The organism is Pseudomonas citronellolis (genome assembly GCF_900112375.1).
GTDB lineage: Bacteria > Pseudomonadota > Gammaproteobacteria > Pseudomonadales > Pseudomonadaceae > Pseudomonas > Pseudomonas citronellolis.
In genome coordinates this window covers 1-3,460 of the sequence record NZ_FOLS01000068.1, presented here as the reverse complement: position 1 = coordinate 3,460, position 3,460 = coordinate 1, and the positions used below count along the sequence as shown (strand labels likewise).

Sequence of the window (3,460 nt, the reverse complement as noted above, 5' to 3'; positions counted from 1 at the left end):
GCATCGCCGATGGTAGTGTGGGGTTTCCCCATGTGAGAGTAGGTCATCGTCAAGCACCTATCCCAAAACCCCCGATCAGCCTGGCTGGTCGGGGGTTTTGCTTTGGGGGCGGAAAAGCCGGGGGGATGGGAACAGATACCCACGCCGTTCCATGCTCCTGTAGGAGCGGGCCCTGCCCGCGAAGGCCTGTGCCGCGGTGCTCTTCGTAGGAGCGAGCTTGCTCGCGAACAGAATCCTCGAAGGGGCTCATTCGCGAGCAAGCTCGCTCCTACAGGCGGGTTCGGACCCCGGCGAAACCCATGCGGCCATGGCGATGGGTTTCGCTTCGCTCAACACCATCCTACGAGAAGCATCTTGCGTAGGGCGGATAGCGCCCCAGGCGTTATCCGCCGTCGGACCATAACCGCGAACGGTTATGCGCCCTACAAGGGGCGCCGGGCATTTCCTGGTGTTTCGCCCGCCGCTAGTGCATAGGCAAGCGGAAAGCGCCTCTATATCATGCGTGCCTTATTGTGGCGGGACGCGATATGCAGATATTGCTGAAACTACTGGGCGATGGACGATTCCATTCTGGCGAGGAGTTGGGGGCGGCGCTGGGTATCAGCCGTAGTGCCGTCTGGAAACGCCTGCAGGGCCTGGAGAGCGAGTTCGGGCTGGAGGTGCAATCCGTGCGCGGCCGTGGCTATCGCCTGGCCGAGCCGCTGGTGGCCATCGATCCGCAACGGGTCCGGGCGCCCTGGCCTCTGGATGTGCTGTTCTCGGTCGATTCGACCAATGCCGAAGTCATGCGCCGCCTGGATGCCGGCGCCGCCACGCCCTTCGCCGTGGTGGCCGAGCGGCAGACGGCGGGAAGGGGGCGGCGCGGGCGCGCCTGGGTGAGTCCGTTCGGCGCCAACCTTTATTGCACCCTGGGTATCTCCGTGAGGGGAGGGCCCAAGGAACTGGAAGGGCTGAGTCTGGTCGTCGGCCTTGCCGTGGTGCGCGCCATCCAGTCGCTCGGCATCGCCGGTGTCGGCCTGAAGTGGCCGAACGACATTCTGCTTGATGGCAAGAAGCTGGCCGGCATTCTCCTGGAGTTGACCGGCGACCCGGCAGACCTGTGCAGCGTAGCCATCGGCATAGGCATCAATGTGAACATGCGTGCCGCGGAAGGCATCGATCAGCCCTGGACGTCCTTGCGCGAAGCCGCGGGGCGCCCGGTGGATCGCAACGAACTGCTCGCCGCGCTGAGCAGGGAGCTGGACTGGCACCTGGCTCGTCATCGCGAACAGGGCTTTGCGGCTAGCCAGCGGGAGTGGGAGTCCTTCCATCTCTGGCAAGGGCGCGATGTCGTGCTGTCGACCGCTGCCAAGCAGATCGTCGGTCGCGCGTTGGGGATCGACGAGCAGGGGGCGTTGCGCCTCGAGGTCGATGGCGTGGAAAGCCGCTTCAGCGGGGGCGAGTTGAGTCTGAGGTTGTCTGATGATTCTTGAACTGGACTGTGGCAATAGCCTGATCAAATGGCGGGTGATCCGCTCCGCCGGGTTGGCGACCGTTGCCTCCGGCGTCGCGGATTCCGATGCTGCGCTGCTCAAGCGGCTGCGCGGCTGCGAGGGGCTCGCGCTTCGTCATTGCCGTCTGGTCAGCGTGCGCAGCGAACAGGAAACGGCGTCGCTCGTGCAGGCGTTGAGCGAGGCTTTCGGCATAGACGCGAGCATCGCGCAGCCGGCCGAGGTCCTGGCCGGTGTCCGCAATGGCTATCGCGACTACCAGCGCCTCGGCCTGGATCGCTGGGTGGCTCTGGTGGCTGGCTACAAATTGGCGGGTGGTGCGTGCTTGGTGCTCGACCTGGGCACCGCGGTGACCTCCGACCTGGTGGATGCCGCCGGGCAGCACCTGGGGGGCTATATCTGCCCGGGCATGCCGTTGATGCGGAGCCAACTGCGCACCCATACCCGGCGTATCCGTTACGACGACGCGGCGGCTCGCGAAGCCTTGCAGGGGCTCTCGCCGGGGCGCGAGACCGCGGAAGCGGTGGAGCGGGGCTGCCTGTTGATGCTGCGCGGTTTCGTGCGCGAGCAATATCAGTTGGCCTGCGAGTTGCTCGGCGGCGACTGCGCCGTGTTCCTCACCGGCGGAGATGCCGAGCTGGTCAGGGATGAGCTGCCCCAGGCGCGAATCCTTCCCGACCTGGTCTTTACCGGCCTGGCCATCGCCTGCCCGCTGGAGTAATACCCCTCATGCGTTGGTTCTTTCTGTTCCTCCTGGTGCTGAACGCCTTCTACTTCATCTGGCATCAGCAGCAGACGCCCTTGCGGGCGAAAGAAATCGCGCCCCTGAGCCTGTACCGCAGCGAGCAGAAGAACATTCGCCTGCTCAGCGAGTCGCCGGAGTCTGCGCAGCGGCGTCAGTCGGAGGTGGCCGGGGCGCCGCCGACACAGGAGAGTGCGTGCCTCTATTTCGGTCCCTTCTCCGACGAGAACCGGGCCAAGGCGCTCGAGCAGCGCCTCACCAGTCTCGACGTGCATGTGAGCCGGCAGAAGATCGACGCCGCCGCCGGAACCGACTACTGGGTCTACCTGCCGCCGTTGGCCTCGCGCCAGGCTTCGCTCTGGCAGCTGCGTGAGCTGCAGGCGCGCAAGATCGACAGCTACATCATCACCGAGGGCGACCTCACTGACGGCATTTCTCTGGGGATCTTCCAGAACGAGGATTCGGCCAACGCGGTCGTCGAGCGCCTGAAGACTGCCGGATACGACGCCCTGGTGCGGGAGCTGGGGCGCAATCGTCATGATTTCTGGGTGCAGATCGCCCCCGAGAGCCGGCGCCTGGCGGACGATAGCCTGCTGCGCCAACTGGTCGTGGACTTCCCGGAATTGCAAAGGCAAACAATGCCGTGCAAAAGCGTTGCAACCGCCGAATAGTTTGCATAGAATGGCGCCCGCTTCGTAGGGGGGACCTGAAAGGGGAATTCCACGAAGTCGTTGTCGAAGAGCTAAGCTCAAGTTTTTAAAGAAAAAACTGTTGACAACGCGGTGGCAGACTGTAGAATGCCGCCTCACTCGGAGGGGTTCCCGAGCGGCCAAAGGGATCAGACTGTAAATCTGACGTCTCAGACTTCGAAGGTTCGAATCCTTCCCCCTCCACCAGTTTCAAGCGTGAGCGTCAGGCTCCGCGGGTATAGTTCAGTGGTAGAACCTCAGCCTTCCAAGCTGATGATGCGGGTTCGATTCCCGCTACCCGCTCCAGACTTGCTGCTTATGTTTGCTCATGTAGCTCAGCTGGTAGAGCACACCCTTGGTAAGGGTGAGGTCAGCGGTTCAAATCCGCTCATGAGCTCCACTTAACAAAGGCAGATATGAAAGTATCTGCCTTTGTTTTATCGGTGATACGGCTTTCTCAATTCCTAGTGGGAGACGGTCAAAATGGCTAAAGAGAAGTTTGAACGTAACAAACCGCACGTCAACGTCGGCACCATCGG

At 62.9% G+C, this 3,460-nt stretch carries 3 protein-coding genes and 3 tRNA genes; all 6 read left to right on the top strand.

From position 1 onward, the window contains the following. Positions 1-527 precede the first annotated feature (527 nt). The 6 genes from birA to BM060_RS31930 all read left to right on the top strand — a co-directional run bounded on the left by birA (position 528) and on the right by BM060_RS31930 (position 3,321). Positions 528-1,472, top strand: coding sequence for a bifunctional biotin--[acetyl-CoA-carboxylase] ligase/biotin operon repressor BirA (birA, locus tag BM060_RS31955; RefSeq protein ID WP_074986572.1), 945 nt, complete (start codon positions 528-530; stop codon positions 1,470-1,472). Beyond that, positions 1,462-2,211 carry a pantothenate kinase gene (locus BM060_RS31950; RefSeq protein WP_074986569.1) on the top strand — a complete coding sequence of 250 codons (750 nt, stop codon included), beginning with the start codon at positions 1,462-1,464 and terminating at the stop codon, positions 2,209-2,211. Before birA ends, BM060_RS31950 begins: the two co-directional genes overlap by 11 nt. An 8-nt stretch (positions 2,212-2,219) precedes the next feature. Further along, positions 2,220-2,903: an SPOR domain-containing protein gene (locus BM060_RS31945; RefSeq protein WP_074986566.1), complete on the top strand. Its 684-nt coding sequence runs from the start codon at positions 2,220-2,222 to the stop codon at positions 2,901-2,903. Between the two features lie 140 nt (positions 2,904-3,043). Beyond that, positions 3,044-3,128: transfer RNA gene (locus BM060_RS31940), tRNA-Tyr, on the top strand. 25 nt (positions 3,129-3,153) lie between these two features. Next, positions 3,154-3,227: transfer RNA gene (locus BM060_RS31935), tRNA-Gly, on the top strand. Positions 3,228-3,245: 18 nt separating this feature from the next. Further along, positions 3,246-3,321: transfer RNA gene (locus tag BM060_RS31930), tRNA-Thr, on the top strand. Positions 3,322-3,460: the final 139 nt, after the last annotated feature.